This is a genomic window from Methylobacter svalbardensis, assembly GCF_037671525.1.
Classification (GTDB): Bacteria; Pseudomonadota; Gammaproteobacteria; order Methylococcales; family Methylomonadaceae; genus Methylobacter_A; species Methylobacter_A svalbardensis.
On the sequence record NZ_JAWPOH010000010.1, the window covers coordinates 39,817 to 60,969 of the forward strand.

A 21,153-nucleotide genomic window follows, 5' to 3' on the forward strand; every position below is an offset into this window, starting at 1 on the left:
ATTACAGAAAAACCCTGATTTGTAGAGCTGCAGTGATTGTGCGATTAACGTCATCTTTATGTTGCAATGGTATAATGAACTTTCAAGAATGATTTAGAAATGCACTATTTTGACAATAACGAGGCTTTTTATGAATAAACCAACTCTGTCAACTATGCCCAAAACCGGCCTGGAGGGCTTAAAAGAAAACTGGCGTAGTGATTTGCAATCTGGGTTGTTGGTTTTTCTTATCGCCTTGCCGCTGTGTCTGGGTATATCTGTGGCTTCCGGCTTCCCACCGTCGGCAGGTATTATCACGGCGGTTATCGGGGGATTATTGGTATCGCGTATTAGCGGTTCATACCTGACCATCAATGGCCCTGCTGCCGGTTTGATTGTGGTGGTTTTGGCGGCGGTACAAACGTTGGGTGAAGGCGATGCTTTGGCCGGTTATCGTTATACCCTGGCGGCGATTGTGGTAGCCAGTGTTTTGCAGATTTTGATGGGGAGATTTAGAATGGGACAGTTAAGTTCCTTTTTTCCCACGTCGGTGGTACATGGAATGCTGGCTGCGATTGGCATTATCATCATCGCCACACAAACCCATGTGATGCTGGGGGTAACGCCGCAGCCAGGCAGTCTGTTTTCGATCATCGTACAGATTCCGCATAGCTTGCTGAGCATGAATGCTGAAATCGGCCTGATCAGTTTTTTAGGTTTGCTAATACTCATTATTTGGCCATTCATAGGAAGCAAGATTCCCGCTGCGGTCATTGTAGTGCTGGTGGGTATCGTATTCGCCTGGCATTTTGATCTGGCAAAAGACGCGGTCATCGGCGGGCCGAAGATTCTGGTTGCGCTTCCCGATAATTTTCTGGCCGACTTTTATTTTCCAGACTTTTCCAAACTATTCACCGTAGTCTTTTGGGAAGCGGTGTTAAGTCTCAGTTTGGTGGGCAGTCTTGAAAGCATGTTGAGCACGACAGCGGTCGATAAGCTCGATCCCTATAAACGCACTTCTGATCTTGATCGCGATTTAACAGCTGTCGGAATCGGTAACATGGTAGCCGGTTTAATAGGCGGTTTGCCGATGATTTCTGACATTATCCGTAGCTCGGCAAATGTCAGTAATGGGGCCAAAACAGCCTGGGCCAATTTCTTTCATGGCTTGGTATTATTACTGTTTGTGGTCTTGTTTACTGGAGTTATACAGAGTATTCCGTTGGCTTCTTTGGCGGCATTACTGGTTTATACCGGTTATCGTTTAGCTTCGCCAGAAATATTCTACAGAGTAAGGGAGGTAGGTAAAGAACAGTTGTTTATGTTTGTTGTCACGATTATCGGCGTTTTAGCGACAGATTTACTGATAGGTGTCATGCTGGGTATTGCGGTAAAACTGGCCATTAATCTGGCGAGAGGCGTTTGGCCTAACAACTTGTTCAAGATCCACTTTACTATCAGGCAACAAGATAATGATACGCTGGTCGTCAAGTTATTGGGTTCCGCCCTTTTTTCAAACTTCCTGCCGTTGAAAAAAGCACTTGCGCAGCTGGACAATGGCAAGACTATTATCTTTGATTTTTCAGACGGCTACCTGATTGATCATACCGTCATGGAGTTTATCCATGATTACAGGCAGAACTATGAAGCGCATGGCGGACAATGTCAGAAAGTAGGTAAGGCGTTGGAAACATTTTCAGATCATGCGCTCGCAGCACGGCTAATGACTGCAGACGACAGGAAATGATCGGCTAAGTCGTCGTTCAAAAATCTTTTAATATTTTTGTTCACCACGGAGAACACGGAGGTAACTATTTTTCTTCTTCGTGTCCTTCGTGGTAAATAGTTTTTTCACTTTGTTAAAAAACTTTTGGTCCCTTACTTATGTGTTCGACAATTATTCTGACTCAGGGGAGCAACAAGCGGTTAATCTGTTCAAGGTCATCTTGACCAAGGCCGCTGGCCGCTTGTTTTAACTTGATGCTGTTAATCAGGTAATCGTAACGGCTACGTGAAAAATCCCGTTTTGCCCGGTATAAATTTCTTTGTTCGTTCAGCACATCGACCATGGTTCGGGTGCCTACGCCAAAGCCTGCTTCGCTCGCCTCCAAGGCGCTGGTCGCCGATATCACCGCAGCTTTTAGGGCGGTTACGCGGCTGATGGTGGAGATGACGCCGCGATAAGCGTCTTTTACCTGACGTTTTACCGAGCGTTTTTTTCTGGATAAATCCTCTTTGGCGGCTTGGTATTCATAGGCGGCCTGACGGGTCCGTGAATTTACCGCGCCGCCTTCAAACAGCGGCACATTCAGTTGCATACCGACACTCTGGGTATCGCCCCGAAAACCGAAGCTGCTGGTGTTGTCGGACGCCCCGTAAGAGGCGATCAAATCCAGTCGGGGCAGATGGCCGTTGCGTTGCAGATCTATGGCTTTACGCGATACTTCGGCCTGATTAAATGCCGAAATGATGCTGAAATTGTTGAGTTCGGCTAAATCGCTCCACGCCGAAATGTCCGCCGGTTCAGGCTTGAGTAAAGGCAGCTGTTCACCCAGCGCATTCAGCGAAACATCATTTTCACCGATGATTTCTGTTAACGCCTCTTTCTGGTTATCCAGATTATTGGCTGCGTCAATTTCGTCGGCATTGGCCTGGTCGAAACCTGCCTGTGCTTCGTTAACGTCGGTTATCGCAATAATGCCCACATCAAAACGTTGCTTGGCCTGTTCCAGTTGCCGGGCGATAGCCTGTTTTTCTGCCGAGGCAAATGCTAAATTATCCTGAGCATACAGCACATTAAAATAGGCTTCGGTTGTTGTCACCATCAGGTTTTGTAATTCGGATAAGTAAGTGGCTTCAGCCAAGGCAATTTGATTGTCGGACTGGCTTAATTGTATCCAGTGATCCCAGTGGAACAGGGGTTGGGTTAAGTTGATATTAAAGCTGTTATCCCAGTAATCCTGATGGGCATCAGGACCTCTGAACCCCCCGGTTTTTTTATTATGCAGCTGTTCTTTACGGCTGGCTCCGGTAGCCGAGATGTTGGGCAGGAACCGTGCAATACTTTGATCTTTCGATTCACCTATAGCCGATTGTTGGGCTTGAGCCTGTTTTAAAATAGGCGCATTTTGAAAAGCAAGCTCAAAAGTTTCTGATAAATTTTGTGCATGCAGCGGTGAAATCCCCGTTAACAAACTGGCAATAATGGCGGATAGTTTTACTTGTGCTTTCATGGGTAGGATCAATAAATCATTTAAGTGCTGGCGGGCTTTGATTTCAAAGAGTGTCATTTGTTTTTACCATGAAGAGCATGAAGAATTTACTGTATGGATTTCCTGCGTTTTCTATAGAGATAATTTTATAAAACAAAACTTTTTAATCTTAGAAATCCTTATTCGAAAAATCATCCAATTCTCTTTTCCTTCATTATCTTCATGTTCTTCTTGGTAATAAAAACGCGTTATAAACTGGATAAAGGAGCAAGGAGACATTGTTAAGCATCAGTATCTGTGTCATGTCCAATTAAGTGACTGTTTTTACTATTAAAATTACACATTTACATGCTATGCATTATCATCAAATAGTTTTTTTCCGGCTAGTTGATGAGTCGCTTGCTTGTTTTGAGAGCTGTTGTGAGCGACCATGTGCCCCGTTGTTAAACCCGATTCTTCAAGTTGGTTTTTTAGGTAATCCAGGTTGTGCTTGATTAGCTGAGTCGTTTGAGTCTGCTGGCTGTTGAAATAGGTACTGATAACATCGTTCTGGTAGGAAACCCTGCAATGAATCGTACCCAGTTCCGGCGGTGTAATCGTGATATTAACCGACCAGTCGCTGCTGCCGGATGGTTGTTTGTTTTTCTTGTCCAGCTGTATTTCAATCTTAACCGTTTCCGCCTGTTGCCGGTCAATAAAGGGGATGTCGATAAGCCATAGCTGCTTTGGGTTATCTTCCTTGGGCAAGGACATTAGTTGATCCAATACCAGCTTGGCAACGGTATTTTCAGTTTTATTTTGCAGGTTTTTGAGCAGGTCAAGATCGGCTTGATTTATTTGTTGTGCAGCTTGGTTTGTAAGTTCCTGTTTTAAGGCCTGAATAAATTTAAGCAAATTGGCTTTAAAATCCTCATTGCCTAAAGCTTCTGCTTTGGGTGCATCTGCGATATTGAGCTTTAAAGTTAATAACTCGGCTTCAGAAAGCTGTTTTGCAGTAGTGGCTGATGGACTATTAAGTAAAGGCTCTTTTTGGGTCAGATTTTGTAATATTTCAGCGGCAATGCGTTGCAATGATTGAGGCACAGTTTCATTTTTTATCAACTGGGGCAGCTCTTTAATCAGTTCAGCCTGAGCCATCGCTGGCGGCAGCTTGGCCTCAAGAAACAATCCTGAATTGGCAATGGCTTGTTTTAGGCCTTGGCTAGTGATCAGTTGTTCTTTTGGCGGCAGGTTCTGAATTATTTTTGCGGCTATATCCTTTAGAACTTTAGGAACGCTTTCGTTGTTCATCAGTTTCGGTAAATCCTTTATTAACTGATTTAAAAAGAGAGGGCTAGCTTCATGTCGAGGCAGAAACTGCTTTATAAATTCGGCTATTTTTGCTTCAGGGATAGCATTGGAAGTTGAAATAACTTTAAATTCAGCTGTGGTTCCTGCTCTGAGCATCTCCAGATTCAGGTTTTGCCCGATTTTTAAATTCTGCGGTGCATGGGTCAGTTGAGAGCGGTCAATAGTGATAAGGCCGACTTGTTTATTGCCCATATCCGTTGTTGATGGGGTAAAAATCTGTAGCTGGATTTTATTGCCGGTGATGCCGATTATTTTTGCGTCTAACGGTTGTCTTACGAGCGATGACCGGCTTGCGCCGTCTTGTTTGTCACCGACTGTTGGTCGCACCGGTTCCTGGCCGCTTGCGGCAATGAGTTTTAGGCGCAATTCGGCTAATTCGGGTGATGAATTGAGGATTTTAAACTCAACGACCGGGATGGTTTGAGTCACCTGGATTTTTAAATTCTGACCAGGGTTTGTCGTAATCGGCTGGTTGCTTTGTACGGTAATGTCCTTGTTACCCACCGCTAAGGTAATGACGTTTTTTGCCGCCTGAATATCCGCACTGATGACTTTTGCGTCAAGCTTTTGCCCGACTTTAAAGTTTAAGGTGTTTTCCAGCGGCCTGTTCGCTCCGAACATGGCTTTAGGGTTTATTGGCGAGTTAATATCCATTCAGCACTATCTTAAGCCAACATTTGCCAAATATGCTCGATTTCATCTTTGGCAGTATCCAGTATATTAATGCTGTCGTTTGCATTTAAATGGCTGGCCAGCTTTTTATAAGCGGGCAGATCGTCTATTTTAGGTATCTTTTTTACGTCAACTTTGCCGATAAAACTGTGCAACTGCGAGATCATGACGATGTCTGCATAATTGGCTGGATTTTTGTTATTACGAAACCAGTTTTCGGCATTAATCACCACATCTTCAAAATCCTCAGGAAAATCCCACTGGCGGATAATTTGTACGCCAATGTCTGCGCGAAGCTGCCTTACTGTGTCTACCAGGTCTCTAGGGTTAGCAATAATATCGGGATGTTTGTCGGCATAAGTCAAAATGGGCACGATACCAATATCATGAATCAGCCCGGCCAGCATGGCTCGATCAGGATCGAAGCCAGGAATTTTATGGGCGAACACGGCGCTGATGGAGGCAATGTAACTACTGTGCTTCCATAATTCGGTCATTTTTTGACGAATAAGCGGAGACTTGGCATTAAATACCGATTTCATCGCAACCGTAGTAATAATGTCTTGAGCTGTTTTTAATCCCAGTCGGGTCAGCGCTTCGGGGCAGCTTTCAATTTTTTTTCGCCCTCTATATAAAGGGCTGTTGGCGATTTGTATCAGTTTGGCGGTAATGGCCGGATCAATTTGAACGATGCGCGCTATTGAAGAGACACTGGATTTATCGTCATTAATAGCGCGGCGAATTTTAAAAGACACGTCCGGGATAGTGGGCAATACCAGATTGTCGGATTGCATATGCCGATAACAGTCCATTAAAAGCCTGTTTTTAGCCAGACTCGCGGCGATATTGCTGTTGTTGTTATGGGTTGGGCTCATGTTGTGTTTAGTTAATATTCAAACAAGCTCACAAAGTTTAGTTTAAAATCTACCCCTACGTCGAACCCTATTGACGCTATCTTACTTTGTCCAGCAATGAAAACAACTCCCTCTGAAGCTTTAACCACTTTATCAACTATTCGCGATTACATCCGCTGGGCCGCCAGCCGTTTTACCGAGGCCGAAGTGAGTTTCGGTCATGGTACGACAACGGCGCTGGATGAAGCCGCGGCACTGGTTTTACACACTATTCATCAGCCTTATAATCTGGCCGATGCGTATCTGCAAAGCGTGTTAACGCTCGGTGAGCGCCAGGCTGTGATCGATATAATCGACCGGCGTATCAACGAACGTATACCGGCTGCTTATTTAACCCATGAAGCTATTTTTGCGGGGCTGTCGTTTTATGTGGATCAGCGGGTGCTGGTGCCCAGATCGCCGATTGCCGAATTAATCGAACAGCGATTTTCGCCCTGGGTCGAGGAAGAGCAGGTCGTCCGCATTCTGGATTTGTGTACCGGCAGCGGCTGTATCGCGATAGCCTGCGCCTATGCATTTGCTGACGCTTATGTCGATGCAGTGGATTTGTCAGCCGATGCGCTGGCCGTCGCCGAACTGAATGTCGCCAAACACCAGCTGGTCGATGTGGTGACCCTTTATCAGTCCGATTTATTTAAAGAACTGCCGGATACTCGTTATGACATTATCGTCAGTAATCCGCCTTATGTGTCCCTTGAAGAATGGGAGCAATTACCCGTAGAGTTTCGCGCCGAGCCCGATATGGGCTTTAAAGGTGGGCATTCGGGACTGGATATTGTGTTGCGCATTCTGGTCGAAGCCGGGCAGTATCTGACAGAGCAGGGTATTTTGATTGTGGAAGTAGGCAGCAGTGCTGAAACCTTGCAAAACGCCTTCCCCGACGTGCCTTTTTTCTGGCTGAATTTTGAACGCGGCGGTGATGGCGTATTTTTGCTGACGGCTGAACAGCTGGGTCAATATAACGAATTATTTTTAACGGCTTTATAGACATGTCTGGAAACTCAATAGGAAAATTATTTACCGTGACCTCGTTTGGTGAAAGTCACGGTCCTGCAATCGGCTGCATCGTTGATGGCTGTCCTCCGGGCATGGCATTAACCGAAGCCGATTTGCAAAAAGACCTGGATCGCAGGAAACCCGGAACCTCACGGTACACCACCCAACGGCGCGAAGCCGATGAGGTCAGAATTCTGTCCGGCGTGTTTGAAGGCAAAACCACCGGTACGCCGATAGCCCTGCAAATCGAAAATACCGATCAACGCTCCAAAGATTATTCCAATATCGCAGAGACATTCAGACCCGGCCATGCGGATTATACCTATCAGCACAAATACGGCATCAGGGATTATCGCGGAGGAGGGCGCTCATCGGCGCGTGAAACGGCCATGCGTGTGGCGGCGGGCGGTATTGCCAAGAAATACCTGAGGGAACAGCACGGTATAGAAATACGCGGCTATTTATCGCAACTGGGACCGATAACAATCGAAAAACTCGATTGGTCTGTTATCGACAGCAATCCTTTTTTCTGTCCCGATGTCGATAAAGTCGCAGAAATGGAAGCTTATATGGATGCGCTACGGAAAGAAGGCGAATCTATCGGCGCCAAAATAGAAGTGGTCGCAACCAACGTCCCGCCGGGTTTGGGCGAACCTATCTTTGACCGGCTTGATGCCGATCTGGCTCATGCCTTGATGAGCATTAATGCGGTCAAAGGCGTGGAAATCGGTGATGGTTTTGATTGCATCAACAGCAAAGGCACACAGTTTCGCGATGAAATCACCCCGGACGGGTTTCTAAGCAATCATGCCGGCGGTATTTTGGGCGGTATTTCCAGCGGTCAGCATGTGACTGCCAGTATCGCCTTGAAACCGACTTCCAGCCTTCGGTTGCCGGGCAGAAGCATCAACTTGCACGGCGAGGCTATTGAAGTGGTTACCGAAGGCCGCCATGATCCCTGCGTCGGCATACGCGCCACGCCGATAGCCGAGGCGATGATGGCGATAGTGATTATGGATCATCTGTTGCGTCACCGGGCTCAAAACATCAACGTTCAATCGGGATTGCCTATTTTAAGATAGGGAGGTTACTTCAGTTATGTGGAAGAAGTTCATACTCATAATAAGCTTGCTTGTATCGGTTACTTGTTATGGGTTTGAACCAAAAATCGACTATGTTTTGGTGAAGAAATCTGAAAAGAGAATGTATCTTCTTTCAGAAGGAAAACCGATAAAAGAATATAAAGTGGTATTCGGTCCTCACCCGCAAGGCCACAAGCAGAAAAAAGGTGACGAAAGAACACCAGAAGGAAAATATATCCTCGATTATAAAAAAAAGAGTTCGTTTTATAAATCTATCCATATTTCCTACCCCAATGAAAAAGATAAGTCTAACGCTAGACATTTAGGGGTAAACCCTGGCAGTGCAATCATGATTCATGGACAAAAAAATGGTTTAGGTTGGCGGTCATGGCTAAACCAACGCTTTAACTGGACGGATGGGTGCATTGCAGTTACAAATAAAGAAATGGATGAAATTTGGAGATTGATCAAGGCTGGAACCCCCATTGAAATACAACCCTAAATACCTCACAAACCAATTTAACTTCGACACAAGACGTTTTCTTTCTCTCGCACTACCAATTTACCTGTTAATTGAGTGATGTCTATTCCTTACTGGCGCCTGTCAGGTTTTTACTTTTTTTATTTCGCCACGGTAGGTGTTTTTCTGCCTTACTGGGGCCTCTATTTAAAAGAAAGGGGCTTTAATCCTGTCGAAATCGGCGAACTTTCGGCGATGCTCAGCGGCACAAGAGTTATTGCGCCGGTTTTATGGGGTTGGATTGCCGATCATACCGGAAGAAACGTGCGGATTATTCGCATAGCCGCGTTTTTAACCGCCGCATTTTTTGCCGGATTCTTATTTGTTCAGGGTTATTTCTGGTTTGCCTGGATAACGATAGGCTTTAGTTTTTTTTGGAACGCCGCTTTACCGCAGTTTGAAGCGGTAACCTTATACCATTTAAAAGATGAAGCGCATCGCTACAGCCAGATAAGGCTGTGGGGGTCTATCGGTTTTATTGTTGCGGTGCTGGGCGTAGGTTGGTTATTGGATTATCAGTCCTCAAGCATCATTCCTATAGCGATTACCGCATTGATGACCCTCATCTGGCTGGTCAGCTTAATGACGCCGCCCATTCAGGCTGCGCATCATCAGACCGCCGCTCTCGGCATCATGAAAATCATCAAAAAACCGGAACTTTGGGCTTTTCTGGTCGTTTATATGCTGTTACAACTGGCGCATGCCCCTTATTATGTTTTTTATTCGATCTATCTCAAGCATTATCAATACACGGCAAGCCTGACCGGATTTTTGTGGGCGCTGGCTGTTTTTGCCGAGATTGTTTTATTTATGTACATGCGGCGTGTGTTGAAGCGTATTTCGCTAAGAGCGATTTTATTGTTCAGTATTTTATTGTCGGTGGTTCGCTGGTTGATGATTGCCTGGTGTGTCGATTATTTTTGGCTGCTGCTTTTTGCCCAACTATTACATGCGGCAACATTTGCGGGTGTTCATGTTGCCGCCATTCATTTGGTGCATCTGTATTTTGGCGACCGGCATCAAGGTAAAGGCCAGGCGGTATACGCCAGCTTAACATTTGGTTTGGGCGGGATGCTGGGCAGTTACTATAGCGGTTATTATTGGGAATCATTGGGTGCGGAGTTTGTCTATTCTATGGCGGCAGTATTTTGTGGTATCGCTTTTGTGATTGCCTATATCTGGGTTGGACGGGAAAGTTCTCAAGATAGAGCTGTATTAGGTTAAAATAGCGCCGGGTTGCGCGAATCCGGCCTGTAATTTTTTTGGGAAATAATGTGTTTGAAATCATAAAAAGCGGCGGCTGGCTGATGCTGCCCATCATACTGTGTTCAATCGGTGCCATGGGCATCATTGTCGAACGTTTCTGGTCTTTACGAAGAAAAAAGATTTTACCTCCTGAACTGGTTCCTCAGGTATGGCAATTATCCCGCGAAAAAAAGCTGGATGACGTTACCTTGCGGCACTTGAGAAACAGCTCCCCACTCGGGTGTATCTTGGCGGCGGGTCTTGCTAATAGCCAGCATGGCCGACGGTTCATGAAGGAATCTGTTGAAGAAGCGGGCAGGATGGTCGTGCATGACCTGGAACGTTTCCTTAATACCTTGGGCACTATCGCATTAATTACCCCGCTGCTGGGTTTGTTAGGAACCGTGTTCGGCATGATTAATGTTTTTTCTGCACTGATGGAACATGGTGTCGGCAATCCCGGCGTGCTGGCTGGCGGTATTTCGGTAGCATTGATCACGACGGCGGCAGGATTGACGGTGGCTATTCCCAGTGTGATTTTTCATCGCTATTTTGAAAGGTTGGTCGATGAATATGTGGTCAGCATGGAAGAGGAAGCGGTCAAGCTGATCGATATTCTGCATGGGGATCGCGGGGAATCCTGATGAAATTTCAACGCAAGAAAAAGGAAAAAATCGATATATCGATGACGCCGATGATCGACGTGGTTTTTTTACTGCTGATTTTCTTCATGGTGACGACAACGTTTAGCCGGCAGACCGAAGTCAATATCAAGCTGCCCGAGGCGGAAGGAACGGAGGCCAAAGAGCATCCCAAAACGGTGTCTCTGGTCATCGATGCCGACGGTATTTATTCCCTGATCGGTGATGACAGCTTGCCTCATCAATTAATCAATCAAACCAGGGCCGGCTTAAAACAGGAATTGAGTAAGCTTGCAGAGCATTCAAAAGCTCTCCCTTTTGTGATCAATGCCGATGATAAAACGCCTAACAAAGCGGTCATGACGGCTCTGGATATTGCCGGTCAAGTGGGATTCAGTCATATCACTTTTGCCACATTGAAACCGAGCGATTAAGCATGAAAAAAACCTTATCCCGATGGCTGATCGACGTTTGGTATACAGACCAGCTTATTGGCCTGATCTTGTTGCCGTTGGGGTTTTTATTCAGCGATTTCGTTAAATTCAGGAAATTTCTGTACCGGATCGGGGTGTTGAAAACACACACCTTGCCGGTTCCGGTCATCGTGGTAGGCAACATTACCGTGGGCGGCACCGGTAAAACGCCGTTGATTATCTGGCTGGCCGAGTTGCTTAAAAACGAGGGTTTTAAGCCCGGTATTATCAGCCGGGGTTACGGCGGGCAGGCCGAAGTCTGGCCGCAATGGATCGACGCCAACAGCACCGCGGAACAGGTCGGCGATGAAGCCTTGCTGATTGCCAAACAAACCGGTTGCCCTATGGCGGTGAGTCCGATACGGGTCGATGCGGCCAGACTGCTGCTTGAACAATCGGACTGTAATGTCATTTTGTCCGACGACGGCCTGCAACATTACGCGCTGAACAGGGATATTGAGATTGCGGTGATAGACGGGGAAAGGCGTTTCGGTAACAGCTATTGCCTGCCGGCAGGGCCGCTCCGCGAACCCATAGAAAGATTGCAAAGCGTCGATTTTATCGTCGTTAACGGAGAGAAAACAGAAGACAACGAGTTTTCGATGCAAATCACCGGAAATACCGCTGTCAACTTGGTCACCGGACAACAAAAACCCTTGCAGGACTTTATCGTATCCGGCTGTCATGCGTTGGCGGGCATAGGCAATCCCGACCGGTTTTTTAAGCTGCTGGAGTCTGCCGGACTGACCTGTAAAACGCACAGCTTTCCGGATCATTATAAATTCCAGTCTAGCGACATCTCGTTCCCAGATTCCGAGCCGGTATTAATGACCGAGAAGGACGCAGTAAAATGCATGACCTTTGCAGGCAGTCAACATTGGTATATCCCTGTCAAAGTTGTTCCTGAAATCGGTTTTGCCGAACAGTTATTAGACCTGTTACGAAAAAAACCAAATCGGCAAAACAAGGGTGTGTGATTATTTGACTCTTTCAATATGAATCATGGTTGCTCTTAAAGATGCCAGTACATCAATAAACAAACAAACCATTGAGCTGAAGATAAACAACACGCTGAATACGACAAATAAAATCAAAACTTCAGCGCTGACATGCCCGATAAATCGTGAAGATATTGAGCCCAGCATAAACACACCGCTGCTAATCGCACTGCATAACAGCAGGCCGAAGCTCCACTTGAGTACGTGACACCGGTACACCATGGTATTGAGTTCTATTTCCAGTTTTTGTGCCTGTGAATCGGTTTTTAACTCATCGTAAATGTCTCTGACCCGGCCTATGGCATGGGTATAGCGGGCATTTAAGGTCAGTACGAAAATACCGATACTGGAAAATAAAACCAGGGAGCTGGTTACCAGTTGCACAATACCATCAAGTTTGGACAGCATTTAACCGTCTTGACCGTCGAGTCTTGCATTGCTTAATATCGGCGCATAAATAAAGATGAATAAGGAGAATGCGGCCAGCCAGGAAAGTGTTGATACATACATTAAGTTTTCGTACCAGCCCGGCATCGCTATAGGCAATAAAACTCGAAACAAGGCGGCGATGTTAATCAAAGCAAAGGCAATAGCTATCGCATTGGAAGCTTTCATGGCGCGGCCGGTGTGGCCTAGTGATACTCTAGCCATCATGCCCAAGGTTAATACACCGATACCTCCCAGTGTAAAAGCATGCAGGGCCAGCGACGGCAATACTAGGGAATAGGCCGATAATGCGGTCAATATAAAGCCTAAAACGATCCAACCGTAACCGGCATAAAGCACCCATAACAGCGGTACGTAGATAACGCGTCGTACATACCAGCCGGATAGCCTGGCGATGTTGACAACCACGGCAACAATCGCCGCCAAGGCTAACAAGGTTCCAGAAATGCCGAAAAGTTGCAGAGCAAAGACGATAACGGCTGAGGCTACAGATAGGTTATCCAGCATCGGATTTTTGATAATTAGCGTTCCGGGTATGCCCCGTTCGGTGAAGAAAGGAAACACGCGGCCGGCGATCAGCAAAATCAAAATAATGATAGTCGCAACCACCAGTTGAATTCCTGTAGCTGCTGTGTTTTCCTGTAAACCCAGCATTTGTGCATGGATCAAGCCATTGCCCAGCGCCAGGAGCAGTATCAACCCGATAAAAAACAGATTTCTATACTGCTTTGCCTGAATGATCGGTTTACCGACTTGATAAGCCAGGGCAGGCAAAAAAGCAAAATCCACCGCTGCAATCAAGGCGTCTGGCAATTCGCCTGCATAAAACGGCAGAATGCGTCCATACAGCCATAACAGACACAGGCCCGCCAATTGATCACCGGTTATCGTCGGTTTGCCGGTCCAGTTTTTAACCGCTGTCAATAAGAATCCTGCAATGACGGCTACAGCGTAACCTAACAGCATTTCGTGCGCATGCCAGTAGCTATCAGGGAAATAATGTTCCGTTGTTAACGTGCCGTTGAACAGGGCATTCCAAAAGACAATTAGAACCAGTGCCGCAAGTCCTGCCAAGGCAAAAAAGGCTCTAAATCCCAGGGCAAAAAGGGGATAATCAAAAATAGGTTGTGATTTCATTGCGATGTTTTCCAGCCGGTTCAGTTCTGTGTTCGAGAATGTTGTCAATTATACTTATTTCATAACGACTCAGTGCCATCAAATACAATGGAACATTGAGTAGTGGCCTCATTTTTCTATCAAAAGAGCCTTTTGCGTTTCGATGATGATTGTTTTGATTTTACTTAGAACTTGCCGTTGCTGTTCTGGCGTCAGTTTACTCAGTTCCTGCTCGAATTCGGCCAGGCTGTAGGCCGATTCAGTGGTTGCGTTATCGGCTAAGCTAAGGCCGCAATCGGAAGCGACCTGTTTAACCGGTTCAGCGGCACCTTCTAAGAGTATTGTCGCAGATAGGACTTTGCGTATCATGGTATTGACGCGAATAAACAGGGATTTCCCTGTCAATAGGTCATTGACGATGCGTTGGGCATATTCTTCTGTATAGCCCCTGCGTTTGCTGTCCTTAAAGGTTGTCATTTGAAGCGTAACGGCGGGTTTATTGTCGATTTGATATTCAAAACCAAAGGTCCTGCCTTGCGAGGCGATCAAGCTGTTGGCGTCAATAGCCACTTGCAAGGTGTTTTCCTTGCAGATGATTTCCAGTCTGAGGTAGTCATAAAGACCGCGAGGCGGTAAAGGAGATTGGGCAAAACTATAGGTTTCATTGCTTAACCGGTCTTTTTCCTGATGATAGCTCCATGTGTTGGCAGCAAATACATTAATGGGACAAAAAATCAGCAGCGTCAAAAGGAGGAGTTGAGCGGTTTTGTTGAATAATGCCGATGGCGTGCAGTCGACTAAAGCTACTGCTGCCTGCTCACGCCGCTTATCTACATCCATGTAGTCGATGCAAAAATTACGGTGAAGTTTCATTTTTAATATTCCCGGGTTCAAAAACGCTGAACGGTTATAAAAATTAATGCTTATTCCATTAATTTGAAAAAACTTTTTGGCGCACCGCATATCGGGCAATCCCAGCTATCGGGAATGTCCGCCCAACGGGTTCCCGGTGCAATACCGCTATCAGGATCGCCTTTGGCTTCATCATAAATATGTTCACATTCTAAACACTGATATTTTTTAAAATCCGACATATTTTGCCTTGATTAAGAGAATTAAACGGGTAGCTTACGCGTTTAATTGGCCGGGTGCACGGTTAACCTTTACCGCGAGTACGGGTTCTGGTGTCTGAATTGGTAGGCGATTTATCTTTAGAGATTTCCAGCGTTTCAAAGCGTTTTTCAATGAATTTGATAATTAATTCCGCAATATCCTTGCCGCTGGCGCTCTCAATACCTTGCAGTCCCGGAGATGAATTAACCTCCATAATAACCGGGCCGTGATTAGAACGCAGGATATCGACGCCGCAGACATTGAGTCCCATGATTTTAGCGGCACGTACCGCGGTGGAGCGTTCTTCCGGTGTTAAACGCACTAAAGCCGCAGAACCGCCTCGGTGTAAATTCGACCGAAACTCACCGGTTGCTGCTTGTCGTTTCATTGCGGCAACCACTTTATCGCCGACCACAAAGCAGCGAATATCGCTACCACCGGCTTCCTTGATAAACTCCTGCACCATGATATTGGCTTTCAAGCCCATAAAAGCTTGAATAACACTCTCCGCAGCATTATGGGTTTCGGCCAAGACCACGCCAATGCCTTGCGTACCTTCCAGCAACTTAATCACCAGCGGAGCGCCGCCAACTTGAGCAATCAAATCTTCAATATCGTCAGGGTTATTGGCAAAACCGGTTACCGGTAAGCCGATCCCTTTTCTGGCCAGTAGCTGAATTGACCTTAATTTATCGCGTGAGCGTGATATGGCCACCGACTCATTCAAGGGAAATACATTCATCATTTCAAATTGTCTTAATACCGCAGTCCCGTAGAAAGTGACTGAAGCGCCTATTCTGGGAATAACGGCATCGAATCCCGTCAAGTCTTCACCCCGATAATGAATCGATGGGTTATGCGAAGTAATATTCATATAGCAGCGTAATACATCCAGTACCCGTACCTTATGGCCTCGTGCTTCTGCAGCTGTAACCAGCCGAGAGGTCGAATACAGTTTTGGATTCCGGGACAAAATAGCAATTCTCATAAAGACTTAAGTTCTCGATTTAATACATTTAAATAAAGGCATATTTTGACACGAAATAAGGCGGGATGCTTTATAAATGGGCAATGGGCAGGGTGACGCATTAAAACAGCTTTAAAAACAGGATAGTGATCACCACAATAGTGGCTGTGTTTTTCGTGGATTAATTGGTTTTTCCAGATTCAACCACGATGTCCTGGGTATTCAGACTGCCATGCAGAAACAAGTCAGTGGCTTGTCGCACCCAGGCATCGATTTGCGCTTCGTCGGGCGTTGGTTCCAAACCGAGTTGCAGTTTTTGGAAGCGTTCGCTGCGTAATGCGCTCAAGAATTGGTCGGCGAGAAAATGCGGATCCATTGCGGCAAAATAGCCTGTTTTCTGCTGCCTGGCGAAAAACTGCGCGAGATGATCGAGGGTGCGCTGGGGTCCTTGCTCATAGAATTGAGTGGCAAGATCGGGGAAGCGTAACGACTCGCCAATCAGTATGGCGCGTATGCGCACTACATCCGGCCTTGTTATGCGGTGCAGAAACTGCTTGGCAAAAGCGGTCAACGCTTCTTTCGGAGAGCGCTCCAAGACGTACTCATCAGAAAGGTCGGTGACGAATTGGTCGCTACAGCGTCTAATCACCGCGCCGAATAGCCCGGCTTTACCGCCGAACTGGCTATAAATGGTTCGCATTGAGACGCGCGCATCCCGCGCGATGGTTTCCAGGCTGAGATTGCCGTAGCCGAATTCAAGAAAAAGACTGAAGGCAGTGTCCAGTAATCGATCACGGCTTATAAGTTCCTCGCCTTTGCGAGGCCGTCCGCATTTAATCATGGGTAGTGTTCACGAAATTAATTTGTTCAAATTATAAAGCATACCTTAAATTAAATGGTAATATGTTTTACCGTTTTATATTTATAGAGCAGAGTGTAAAAGGATGAAAAAAGAAACGTGCATATCGGTTGTCATCCACCGCTTAATTTTAGCGGGAGCATCAAGTCTCGATACATGGCATCAAAGAACATCTTCGAATGAAAGGATAATAATGCAACGCACACTAATTGGCCCGCTGGCCACTGTAATTCTGATGGTCATGACCGGATGCGGAAACCATGACGATTCGGGTTCTCAGCCGGGGCAGGGACAGTTACCCAATGTCAAAATCGCCCAAGCCCTGTCACAACAAGTCACCGAGTGGGACGAATACACGGGCCGCATCGAAGCGGTCAATTCGGTAGACGTGCGTGCCCGGGTGAGCGGCTATCTGGAGAAAGTGAATTTCAAGGCAGGCGACAAGATAAGCAAAGGCGATCTTTTATTCCAGATCGATTCAGAACCGTTCACCGCCCAACTGAATTTTGCCAAAGCCGAACTGGAACGTGCCAAGTCCAAACACGAATTGGCAAAAAACGACCTGGCACGCGCCGAGCGTTTGTTTCGCGCTAAAGCCATCTCCGAAGAGGAACACGATGCCCGTAGCAAAGGCTTAAGGGAAACCCTTGCCGCCGTTCAGTCTGCACAAGCCAATGTTTATACGGCACGGCTGAATATGGACTTTACCCAAGTACGTTCCCCGATAGACGGCCGAATCGGTCGCGAGTTAATCACCGCCGGCAATTTAGTCAGCGGTGGCGGAGCCGATGCAACCTTGTTGACTTTCATCGTCTCCACCGATCCGGTTTATGTTTACGTGGATGCGGACGAACGCTCAGTACTGAAATACCGGCGTCAGGCTCAGGAAGGAGATCGCGGCAGTCTGGGTGATGAACGGACTCCGGTGGAGCTGGCTGTGGCTGATGAGCTTAGCTTTCCTCACCAGGGTCATCTCGACTATATATCGCCGCGTGAGGATGCAGCCACCGGCACGTTAACGTTGCGGGGCGTGTTCGCCAATCCGGACGAATTGTTAAGCCCCGGCTTTTTTGCCCGTATGCGGGTTCGCGGAAGCGCTCCATACCCAGCGATTCTGCTTCCCGACCGGGCTATCGGTACGGATCAGGCGCAACGCTTCGTATGGGTGGTCAATCAGCAAAACCAGGTGGAATATCGCAAGGTGGCGCTTGGCGCCCATATCGGCCAGTCCCGCGTGATCAAAGAAGGCTTGAAGCCGGAAGAATGGGCGGTAATCGAAGGCATCCAGAAGCTTAAGCCGGGCATCAAGGTGAACCCCGAACGCATCTCGCTCAGTGCGCACGATGATGAGTTGAAACCATGAATCGATTCACGCACTTTTTTATTGACCGCCCGATTTTCGCATCGGTACTATCCATTATTATTGTTCTGGTCGGAAGCCTCGCGCTGATTGGCCTGCCTATTGCGCAATATCCCGAGATCGCGCCTCCCACCGTGGTGGTAAGTGCGGCCTATCCCGGCGCCAACGCCAAGGTGGTGGCAGAAACCGTGGCGACGCCTATCGAGCAGGAAGTGAACGGCGTCGAGGATATGTTGTACATGTCCTCCCAGTCCACCAACAGCGGCAGCATGTCGCTGACCATTACTTTCAAGCCGGGTACTGATCTGGATAAAGCCCAGGTGCTGGTACAAAACCGGGTGGCGCTGGCCGAACCAAAACTGCCTCAGGAAGTGAGTCGGCAAGGCATCAGCGTCAAGAAACGCAGCCCGGACTTGAGTCTGGTGGTCAACCTGATCTCCCCGGACAAGCGCTACGACAGCGTGTATTTGAGTAATTACGCGCTGCTGCAACTCAAAGATACCCTGGCGCGACTGCCCGGTGTCGGTGAAATTCTGGTGTTCGGCGCCCGGGATTACAGTATGCGCCTGTGGTTGAATCCGGAGAAAGTTGCCGCGCGTAACCTGACCGCCAGCGATGTGGTCAACGCTATCCGCGAGCAAAATATCCAGGTAGCGGCCGGCGTGGTGGGGCAACAACCGACTAAGGAAAATACCGATTTTCAGTACACGGTCAGCACGACGGGACGCCTCATGGAGGCCGAACAGTTCGCCGATATCGTGATCAAAAAGGGCAAAGACGGCCAGGTGACCCGCCTCAAGGACGTGGCCCGTATCGAGTTGGGCGCCAAGGATTACAATGCGGGACTGTTCCTGGACGGCGAGCCCACCGTGGGCCTTGCCATTTTCCAGTTGCCCGGCTCCAACGCGCTGGACACCAAAAAAGCGGTGGTGGATACGATGGAGAAGCTCAAGCCGCGCTTTCCCGAAGGTCTTGATTATCTGCTTGTTTACGATACCGTTGTATTCGTACAGCAGTCCATCGACGCGGTGACCAAGACGCTGTTCGAGGCCATCTTACTGGTCGTGCTGGTGGTGGTGATATTTTTGCAGAATTGGCGCGCCGCCGTCATTCCGCTGCTTGCCGTACCGGTGTCTTTGATCGGCACGTTCGCGGTGATGTCGGCATTGGGTTTGTCGCTTAACACCTTATCGTTATTCGGTCTGGTGCTGGCTATCGGTATCGTCGTGGACGACGCGATCGTGGTGGTGGAGAACGTGGAACGCCACATCGCCTTAGGCTTATCGGCCCGCGACGCTACCCGAAAGGCGATGACAGAAGTCGTAGGCCCGATCATCGCTACCTCTCTGGTTTTGGTCGCGGTGTTCGTGCCCACCGCTTTCATCACCGGTGTTTCTGGTGCTTTCTACAAGCAGTTTGCCCTGACTATCGCCATTTCCACGGTGATCTCGACGTTCAATTCGTTGACCTTAAGTCCGGCTCTGTGCGCGCTGCTGCTGGATCGGGCGCACGGCGACAAGGACGGGTTCACTCGGCTCTTCGATCGACTGTTCGGCTGGTTCTTCGTCGGCTTCAACCGGTTCTTCGATTCGTTCAGTGCTGGCTACGCGCGCCTGGTCGGTAGGCTGATTCGTATGACGGCGGTAGTGCTGGTGCTTTATGTGGGGCTCAACGGACTCAATTTTCTGGCCTTTGAAAAAGTGCCGACGGGCTTCATTCCCCAGCAGGATCAGGGTTACCTGATTTTGTATGCGCAGCTGCCCGATGCGGCCTCTTTGGGCCGTACCCAGGAAATGGTTCAGCAGGCCACCCGCATTATCCTGGAAACGGAAGGGGTCAAGAATGTGAACGCCTATGCGGGCTTTTCGATCTTGAGCGGTTCTAGCCAGTCCAACGTTGCTACGATGTTCGCCCGGCTCGATGATTTTGATCAGCGCGCCGGTCATCCGGAGCTTCACGCCGATGCGGTGGTCAAAAATCTAGGCCAGCGTCTTGCCCAAGTCGAGGATGCTCATATTGCCGTATTTGCCCCGCCGCCGATCCGAGGCATGAGTTCGACGGGCGGTTTCAAGTTGCAAATTCAGGATCGCTCCAATGCCGGTATTGACGCGCTGGAGAGCACTGTCAACGAGCTCATCGCCAAGGGCAATCAGCAACCGGGCCTGGCCGGTCTGTTTACCACCTTCCGCGCGGGAGTGCCGCAACTTTTTCTGGACGTGGACCGCACCCGGGCCAAGTCTATGGATGTGCCGTTGAAAGAAGTGTTCGACACCTTGCAGATTTATCTGGGCTCACTTTATGTCAATGATTTCAATAGTTTTGGCAGAACCTACCAGGTGGTGGCGCAGGCCGATTCCGAGTTTCGGATGAAACCTTCGGATGTCGCCGAGTTGAAGACACGGAATCTTCAAGGTGGCATGGTGCCACTCGGATCTCTGATGTCGGTTAAGGAAATTACCGGTCCCGACAAGATCACCCGCTACAACATGTATCCGGCTGCGGAAATTAACGGCGGAACCTTGCCCGGAGTCAGTTCCGGCCAGGCGATTACTGTGATGAATAAACTCATGGGCGCAGAGTTGCCGCCGGGCTTCGATTTTGAATGGACCGAGCTCAGTCTGCAACAGGTCTTGGCCGGAAATGTCGCGCTGCTGGTTTTTCCGCTGAGCGTGATCTTCGTGTTTTTGGCCTTGGCAGCCCAGTATGAGAGCTGGTCATTACCATTTGCGGTGATCCTGATCGTACCGATGTGCATTCTGTCCTCCCTGGCCGGCGTGTGGTTGCGCGGTATGGACAACAACATTTTCACCCAGATCGGCTTCATCGTACTGGTGGGATTGGCCAGCAAGAACGCCATTCTTATCGTGGAATTTGCCAAGCGGCGCCAGGAAGCCGGTCTTAACCGCTTTGATGCCGCAATAGAAGCATCGAGAATTCGGCTACGGCCCATTTTGATGACCTCATTCGCTTTCATCATGGGCGTGTTTCCGCTGGTGATCGCCCAAGGGGCGGGATCGGAAACGAGACAACTGCTGGGTACCGCCGTGTTCAGCGGCATGTTGGGTGTGACGGTGTTCGGTCTGCTGTTAACGCCGGTGTTCTACGTGATCGCACAGGGCTTGGCGCAACGCTGGCAATCTTCCCGACACAAGGCCAAGGGCTTGCTGCCTCATGAACCTTCTTCCGGCCCCGACTTATGAACCAAGGAA

19 protein-coding genes are annotated in these 21,153 nt (G+C 48.2%); 10 read left to right on the top strand and 9 right to left on the bottom strand.

The genetic code is table 11. The features are described 5' to 3' along the window. The first annotated feature begins 130 nt into the window (after positions 1 to 130). Positions 131 to 1,726 (top strand): SulP family inorganic anion transporter, encoded by a 1,596-nt coding sequence (locus RW114_RS06080; protein WP_340121841.1) that lies wholly within the window; start codon positions 131 to 133, stop codon positions 1,724 to 1,726. Positions 1,727 to 1,886: 160 nt separating this feature from the next. Here the strand turns inward: RW114_RS06080 and RW114_RS06085 are convergent, their stop codons facing one another. The 3 genes from RW114_RS06085 to RW114_RS06095 form a co-directional block, all read right to left on the bottom strand. Beyond that, positions 1,887 to 3,212, bottom strand: coding sequence for a TolC family outer membrane protein (locus tag RW114_RS06085; RefSeq protein ID WP_340121886.1), 1,326 nt, complete (start codon positions 3,210 to 3,212; stop codon positions 1,887 to 1,889). Between the two features lie 330 nt (positions 3,213 to 3,542). After that, complete coding sequence (fliK, locus tag RW114_RS06090) at positions 3,543 to 5,162, bottom strand: flagellar hook-length control protein FliK (protein ID WP_340121842.1); 1,620 nt, start codon at positions 5,160 to 5,162, stop codon at positions 3,543 to 3,545. Between the two features lie 44 nt (positions 5,163 to 5,206). After that, the gene (locus RW114_RS06095) at positions 5,207 to 6,088 is read right to left on the bottom strand and encodes an HDOD domain-containing protein (RefSeq protein WP_340121843.1); all 882 of its coding nucleotides are present in this window, start codon (positions 6,086 to 6,088) and stop codon (positions 5,207 to 5,209) included. Between the two features lie 96 nt (positions 6,089 to 6,184). Here RW114_RS06095 and prmB point away from each other — a divergent pair, with 96 nt between their 5' ends. The 7 genes from prmB (at position 6,185) to lpxK (ending at position 12,061) form a co-directional block, all read left to right on the top strand. Further along, positions 6,185 to 7,114, top strand: a complete 930-nt coding sequence (gene prmB / locus RW114_RS06100; RefSeq protein WP_340121844.1) for a 50S ribosomal protein L3 N(5)-glutamine methyltransferase — start codon at positions 6,185 to 6,187, stop codon at positions 7,112 to 7,114. 2 nt (positions 7,115 to 7,116) lie between these two features. After that, entirely contained in the window at positions 7,117 to 8,205 is a 1,089-nt protein-coding gene (gene aroC / locus RW114_RS06105) for a chorismate synthase (protein WP_340121845.1), read from the top strand. Positions 8,206 to 8,305: 100 nt separating this feature from the next. After that, positions 8,306 to 8,707 carry a L,D-transpeptidase family protein gene (locus RW114_RS06110; protein ID WP_340121846.1) on the top strand — a complete coding sequence of 134 codons (402 nt, stop codon included), beginning with the start codon at positions 8,306 to 8,308 and terminating at the stop codon, positions 8,705 to 8,707. A gap of 78 nt (positions 8,708 to 8,785) precedes the next feature. After that, entirely contained in the window at positions 8,786 to 9,949 is a 1,164-nt protein-coding gene (locus tag RW114_RS06115) for an MFS transporter (protein ID WP_340121847.1), read from the top strand. A gap of 50 nt (positions 9,950 to 9,999) precedes the next feature. Continuing rightward, entirely contained in the window at positions 10,000 to 10,614 is a 615-nt protein-coding gene (locus RW114_RS06120) for a MotA/TolQ/ExbB proton channel family protein (protein ID WP_340121848.1), read from the top strand. After that, positions 10,614 to 11,045, top strand: a complete 432-nt coding sequence (locus tag RW114_RS06125; protein ID WP_340121849.1) for an ExbD/TolR family protein — start codon at positions 10,614 to 10,616, stop codon at positions 11,043 to 11,045. Before RW114_RS06120 ends, RW114_RS06125 begins: the two co-directional genes overlap by 1 nt. 2 nt (positions 11,046 to 11,047) lie before the next feature. Beyond that, positions 11,048 to 12,061 (top strand): tetraacyldisaccharide 4'-kinase, encoded by a 1,014-nt coding sequence (lpxK, locus tag RW114_RS06130; RefSeq protein WP_340121850.1) that lies wholly within the window; start codon positions 11,048 to 11,050, stop codon positions 12,059 to 12,061. Here lpxK and RW114_RS06135 read toward each other — a convergent pair whose 3' ends face one another. The 6 genes from RW114_RS06135 to RW114_RS06160 all read right to left on the bottom strand — a co-directional run bounded on the left by RW114_RS06135 (position 12,062) and on the right by RW114_RS06160 (position 16,566). Next, positions 12,062 to 12,490: a DUF2721 domain-containing protein gene (locus tag RW114_RS06135; protein WP_340121851.1), complete on the bottom strand. Its 429-nt coding sequence runs from the start codon at positions 12,488 to 12,490 to the stop codon at positions 12,062 to 12,064. After that, positions 12,491 to 13,666 (bottom strand): NnrS family protein, encoded by a 1,176-nt coding sequence (locus RW114_RS06140; protein WP_340121852.1) that lies wholly within the window; start codon positions 13,664 to 13,666, stop codon positions 12,491 to 12,493. A gap of 108 nt (positions 13,667 to 13,774) precedes the next feature. Continuing rightward, a complete protein-coding gene (locus tag RW114_RS06145) occupies positions 13,775 to 14,518 on the bottom strand; it encodes a hypothetical protein (protein WP_340121853.1) in 744 nt (247 codons plus the stop codon). Between the two features lie 50 nt (positions 14,519 to 14,568). Further along, on the bottom strand, positions 14,569 to 14,739 hold the full coding sequence (locus RW114_RS06150; RefSeq protein ID WP_340121854.1) for a rubredoxin: 171 nt from the start codon (positions 14,737 to 14,739) through the stop codon (positions 14,569 to 14,571). A gap of 62 nt (positions 14,740 to 14,801) precedes the next feature. Then, positions 14,802 to 15,746: a 30S ribosomal protein S6--L-glutamate ligase gene (rimK, locus tag RW114_RS06155; RefSeq protein ID WP_340121855.1), complete on the bottom strand. Its 945-nt coding sequence runs from the start codon at positions 15,744 to 15,746 to the stop codon at positions 14,802 to 14,804. A gap of 160 nt (positions 15,747 to 15,906) precedes the next feature. After that, positions 15,907 to 16,566: a TetR/AcrR family transcriptional regulator gene (locus tag RW114_RS06160; protein ID WP_340121856.1), complete on the bottom strand. Its 660-nt coding sequence runs from the start codon at positions 16,564 to 16,566 to the stop codon at positions 15,907 to 15,909. A 211-nt stretch (positions 16,567 to 16,777) separates the two neighbouring features. Between RW114_RS06160 and RW114_RS06165 the strand changes: the two genes are divergently transcribed. Together RW114_RS06165 and RW114_RS06170 are read left to right on the top strand one after the other, a co-directional pair. Then, complete coding sequence (locus tag RW114_RS06165) at positions 16,778 to 17,947, top strand: efflux RND transporter periplasmic adaptor subunit (protein WP_340121857.1); 1,170 nt, start codon at positions 16,778 to 16,780, stop codon at positions 17,945 to 17,947. Further along, positions 17,944 to 21,144 carry an efflux RND transporter permease subunit gene (locus RW114_RS06170; protein WP_340121858.1) on the top strand — a complete coding sequence of 1,067 codons (3,201 nt, stop codon included), beginning with the start codon at positions 17,944 to 17,946 and terminating at the stop codon, positions 21,142 to 21,144. The genes RW114_RS06165 and RW114_RS06170 overlap by 4 nt, the downstream gene beginning before the upstream one ends. Positions 21,145 to 21,153 lie beyond the last annotated feature (9 nt).

Excerpts from the sequence above, each read along its gene's own strand:
- RW114_RS06080 (WP_340121841.1), top strand. The coding sequence starts at position 131 with ATGAATAAACCAACTCTGTCAACTATGCCCAAAACCGGCCTGGAGGGC.
- RW114_RS06085 (WP_340121886.1), bottom strand. The coding sequence starts at position 3,212 with ATGAAAGCACAAGTAAAACTATCCGCCATTATTGCCAGTTTGTTAACG.
- fliK (WP_340121842.1), bottom strand. The coding sequence starts at position 5,162 with ATGTTCGGAGCGAACAGGCCGCTGGAAAACACCTTAAACTTTAAAGTC.
- RW114_RS06095 (WP_340121843.1), bottom strand. The coding sequence starts at position 6,088 with ATGAGCCCAACCCATAACAACAACAGCAATATCGCCGCGAGTCTGGCT.
- prmB (WP_340121844.1), top strand. The coding sequence starts at position 6,185 with ATGAAAACAACTCCCTCTGAAGCTTTAACCACTTTATCAACTATTCGC.
- aroC (WP_340121845.1), top strand. The coding sequence starts at position 7,117 with ATGTCTGGAAACTCAATAGGAAAATTATTTACCGTGACCTCGTTTGGT.
- RW114_RS06115 (WP_340121847.1), top strand. The coding sequence starts at position 8,786 with ATGTCTATTCCTTACTGGCGCCTGTCAGGTTTTTACTTTTTTTATTTC.
- RW114_RS06125 (WP_340121849.1), top strand. The coding sequence starts at position 10,614 with ATGAAATTTCAACGCAAGAAAAAGGAAAAAATCGATATATCGATGACG.
- lpxK (WP_340121850.1), top strand. The coding sequence starts at position 11,048 with ATGAAAAAAACCTTATCCCGATGGCTGATCGACGTTTGGTATACAGAC.
- RW114_RS06135 (WP_340121851.1), bottom strand. The coding sequence starts at position 12,490 with ATGCTGTCCAAACTTGATGGTATTGTGCAACTGGTAACCAGCTCCCTG.
- RW114_RS06140 (WP_340121852.1), bottom strand. The coding sequence starts at position 13,666 with ATGAAATCACAACCTATTTTTGATTATCCCCTTTTTGCCCTGGGATTT.
- RW114_RS06145 (WP_340121853.1), bottom strand. The coding sequence starts at position 14,518 with ATGAAACTTCACCGTAATTTTTGCATCGACTACATGGATGTAGATAAG.
- RW114_RS06150 (WP_340121854.1), bottom strand. The coding sequence starts at position 14,739 with ATGTCGGATTTTAAAAAATATCAGTGTTTAGAATGTGAACATATTTAT.
- rimK (WP_340121855.1), bottom strand. The coding sequence starts at position 15,746 with ATGAGAATTGCTATTTTGTCCCGGAATCCAAAACTGTATTCGACCTCT.
- RW114_RS06160 (WP_340121856.1), bottom strand. The coding sequence starts at position 16,566 with ATGATTAAATGCGGACGGCCTCGCAAAGGCGAGGAACTTATAAGCCGT.
- RW114_RS06165 (WP_340121857.1), top strand. The coding sequence starts at position 16,778 with ATGCAACGCACACTAATTGGCCCGCTGGCCACTGTAATTCTGATGGTC.
- RW114_RS06170 (WP_340121858.1), top strand. The coding sequence starts at position 17,944 with ATGAATCGATTCACGCACTTTTTTATTGACCGCCCGATTTTCGCATCG.